Source organism: Kitasatospora sp. NPDC127116, assembly GCF_042677365.1.
Classification (GTDB): Bacteria; Actinomycetota; Actinomycetes; order Streptomycetales; family Streptomycetaceae; genus Kitasatospora; species Kitasatospora lactacystinica.
In genome coordinates this window covers 1-3,279 of record NZ_JBHXTL010000274.1, presented here as the reverse complement: position 1 = coordinate 3,279, position 3,279 = coordinate 1, and the positions used below count along the sequence as shown (strand labels likewise).

Sequence of the window (3,279 nt, the reverse complement as noted above, 5' to 3'; positions counted from 1 at the left end):
GCGACGGCCATCTGCTGCAGCGCGTCGTAGCTCAGGGCTCCGCCTACCGCACCCATGACGCCGATCGCCGCCTTGTCCCACCGGGGTCTCAGTGGCCGGGGTGGTGGACGAACCGGTAGGTGTCCCGGTCGAGTTCGGTGACCTGGACGCCGATGGCGGCGGGCCGGTCGATCCGGGCGCGCAGGGCGGCGAGCACCCGGGCGGTCAGTTCGGCGCGCTGCTCGGTGCTGCGGCCGGCCAGGATCTTCACCTCGACCAGCACCACGGCCTCGCCGCTCGTCCCGTCGCCGACGTGGTGCCGGCCGGCGGGGCGGAAGAGCGTCTTGCAGTCCGCCACCGTGGTGTCGATCACCTCGGTGATCGCCTGGTGGACCTCGGCGGCCAGCGCCGCCCGGTCGAAGTCGAGTTCGGCCGAGTGGTCGACCAGGATCTGCGGCACGGGAACCTCCAGGAGTCGTTGCCGGACGCCCCGACGCTATCGGACGCGCCCGGGGCCCCGGCGCGGGGTGCGGCGCCGGGGCCCCGGGGGTGCCCGGTGGAGCGGTGAGCAGTGGAGCGGTGAGCGGTGGAGCGGTGGATCGGTGAGCGGTGGCCGGTTCAGCAGCCGAAGTTGATCTTGCGGAAGGTCACGTAGTGGTCGGCGGTGTAGTAGTCCTCGTGGTACTGCTTGCCGGTGACGATGCGACGGGCGCCGCGGGTCGGCGAGCCCGGGGTGACCACGGTGTACTCGTGGTAGTAGCCGGAGGACTGCGCGGGCAGCACGCGCTCCCGGTTCTGGAAGACGACACCGTCCTGGCTGTACGGGAAGGGACCGCCGGAGGCGATCAGGTCGAGGGTGGTGCCGGCCTGGGACGGCAGGGCGGACAGGCACACCGAGCCGCTCACCGCGGCCTGCGCCTCGGTCGCGACGGCGATCGGCGCGAGGGTGACCAGGGCAACGGCGGCGGTGGCGGCGACGCGGGTCTTCCACGCGCGTAGAGTTCGGGTCATGACAACCAGGATGGCGACGGTCGGGAGCCATCGGAAGCCCCGTTCCAACTCTTCACCTCCGGTCAACTCGACGTACCCGTCAGGGCCTCGGCCCGGTCAGCCGCCGGGCCGGCCTCAGCCGCGCGACAGCACCAGCGACTGCACCGCCGGGAGCCTGCGCCAGTCGCTGGAGACGATGCTCGCGTGCGCCTTCGCCAGCTGCTCGGTGCGGGCCCGGGCCTGGTCCGCGGTCGGGTCCGTGCCGCTGATCTCCGGCGCGACCAGGTGGGAGTCCGTCATCACCAGCAGGTAGTGGGCGTTGTCGTACCAGGCGGTGTCGACGGTCCTGACGTAGGTGGAGGCGTCACCGTCGAAGACCACGAACCAGGGCCGGATCGAGGCGTCCGCCCCGGTGTACTGGCCGCGCGGGTCGCCGGTGGCGGCGCCGAGCACGGAGGGGAACACCTGCGCCTGGCCGATCCGGCCGGCCGCCGCCAGGTCGCGCAGGTGCCGGCCCTGCTCGACGTCGGTGTGCAGGGTGTCGAAGGGGTTGCCGAGCTCGACCGTGCCCGGGATCGCGTACAGCAGCACCTTCCCGGCCAGCGCCGAGCGGCTCGGCCAGTTGCCCGCCCGCACCGCCTCGTCGACGCTCGCGTACGAGCCGCCGCCGGGCCTGGCCAGCAGGTCGGCCGGGCGCAGCACGGCGGAGCCGAGGTGCTGGGCGATCAGCGCGTCCAGCTGGTCCGGGCCCATCCCGAGGTTGGCCGAGTAGCCGGGCTTGAGCTCCAGCTTGATCACCAGCGGCCCGGCGCCCGGGTGCGCGCCGAGCCAGACCCGGACGTCGTCCAGGCAACTCTCCAGGTTCTGGTCGGTGCCGCCCGCGTAGAGCTGCGCGGGGGTGCTCGCGGCGGTGCAGTTGTTGGAGTTGCCGAACGGGTTGGAGTGGCTGACCTGCCACGTCTTGGTGAAGACGTTCGGCCAGAGGTCCAGCTCGATCATGCCGGTGCCGGTGTCCAGGCCCTGGGCGAGGTACGGGAACGCGGCCGGGTCGTAGGTGTTGTGCAGGCCGACGGTGGTCGCGGAGCCGAACGGCAGGTCGCCCGACCCGCCCGTGGTGGCGTCCGCCGGGGCGGTCGGGATCAGCGCCGCCGCGGCGGCGATCAGGCCTGCGGCCAGGAATCCGGTCAGGGTGCGGCGTACGGTCATCGGAACGGTCCCCCCAAGTCATGGGATGCCGGCCGCCCTGCTCCCGGGCAGCCTGACGAAGCATCGCCCGCCCGGGCGTGCTCAGGATGAAGAAGGCACGACAATAGCGTGACGGCTGCACCGCTTCTCCCCCGCTCCCCTCCCCTTCCTCCACGCGCTCCACATCCGCCACACCCGTCACCGCACCCCGCCGCCACCGTCACCGCACGCGCCGCCGCCCCGCCATCCGTCACGGCACGCGCCGCGCCACGCCCGGGGGCGGTGATGGTGCGTCAGGCGATAGCCACTCCTGGTTAACGTGGCCCGCGCGCGGGGTGCGGGCGGTCCGCACCCGAGACACGCGCGAGGCGCGCAGAACGGCGGAGGAACCGATGTCCCTGGTCCGGGTCCACAACTTCTCGATCTCCCTGGACGGTTACGGCACGGGCGAGGGGCAGAGCCTCGACGCGCCGTTCGGCCACGCCGGCGACCGGCTGCACAGCTGGTTCTTCCGCACCCGGACGTTCCGGCGGATGAACGGCCAGGAGGGCGGCGACACCGGCGTGGACGACGCGATGGCCCGCACCTGGGGCGACGGCATCGGCGCGGAGATCATGGGCCGCAACAAGTTCGGCCCGCAGCGCGGCCCCTGGCAGGACGAGGACTGGCGGGGCTGGTGGGGGCCGAACCCGCCGTTCCACACCCCGGTCTTCGTGCTCACCCACCACCCGCGCCCCTCCCTGGAGATGGACGGCGGGACGGTCTTCCACTTCCTCGACGCCTCCCCCGAGGAGGCGCTGCGCCGGGCCCGGGAGGCGGCCGGCGGCCTGGACGTGCGGATCGGCGGCGGCCCGGGCACCGTCCGGGCCTTCCTGGAGGCCGATCTGGTCGACCACCTGCACGTGGTCGTGGTGCCGGTGCTGCTCGGCCGGGGGGAGCCGCTCTGGGGCGGGCTCGAAGGGCTGGAGCGGCGCTTCCGCACCGAGGCGGTGACCAGTCCGAGCGGCGTCACCCACTACACCTTCACCAGGCCGTAGCCGGCCCCGGGCCCGGTCCCTCCGGCACGGACGACGGCACGGTCCCTCCGGCACGGACGACGGCGGCCTCCCCGCGGGTGCGGGGAGC

At 73.5% G+C, this 3,279-nt stretch carries 4 protein-coding genes; 1 reads left to right on the top strand and 3 read right to left on the bottom strand.

The features are described from left to right. Positions 1-88: 88 nt before the first annotated feature. The 3 genes from ACFVHV_RS43515 to ACFVHV_RS43505 form a co-directional block, all read right to left on the bottom strand. The gene (locus ACFVHV_RS43515; protein ID WP_359915600.1) at positions 89-439 is read right to left on the bottom strand and encodes an isomerase; all 351 of its coding nucleotides are present in this window, start codon (positions 437-439) and stop codon (positions 89-91) included. A 158-nt stretch (positions 440-597) separates the two neighbouring features. Continuing rightward, complete coding sequence (locus tag ACFVHV_RS43510) at positions 598-990, bottom strand: ribonuclease (RefSeq protein WP_359915598.1); 393 nt, start codon at positions 988-990, stop codon at positions 598-600. A 114-nt stretch (positions 991-1,104) separates the two neighbouring features. Beyond that, positions 1,105-2,175 (bottom strand): phosphatidylinositol-specific phospholipase C domain-containing protein, encoded by a 1,071-nt coding sequence (locus ACFVHV_RS43505; RefSeq protein ID WP_359915596.1) that lies wholly within the window; start codon positions 2,173-2,175, stop codon positions 1,105-1,107. A gap of 371 nt (positions 2,176-2,546) precedes the next feature. Here ACFVHV_RS43505 and ACFVHV_RS43500 point away from each other — a divergent pair, with 371 nt between their 5' ends. Beyond that, the gene (locus ACFVHV_RS43500; RefSeq protein ID WP_380359377.1) at positions 2,547-3,191 is read left to right on the top strand and encodes a dihydrofolate reductase family protein; all 645 of its coding nucleotides are present in this window, start codon (positions 2,547-2,549) and stop codon (positions 3,189-3,191) included. Positions 3,192-3,279 lie beyond the last annotated feature (88 nt).

Bases quoted from the DNA above. Each gene is read 5' to 3' on its own strand.
- ACFVHV_RS43510 (WP_359915598.1), bottom strand. From the start codon at position 990: ATGACCCGAACTCTACGCGCGTGGAAGACCCGCGTCGCCGCCACCGCC.
- ACFVHV_RS43505 (WP_359915596.1), bottom strand. From the start codon at position 2,175: ATGACCGTACGCCGCACCCTGACCGGATTCCTGGCCGCAGGCCTGATC.
- ACFVHV_RS43500 (WP_380359377.1), top strand. From the start codon at position 2,547: ATGTCCCTGGTCCGGGTCCACAACTTCTCGATCTCCCTGGACGGTTAC.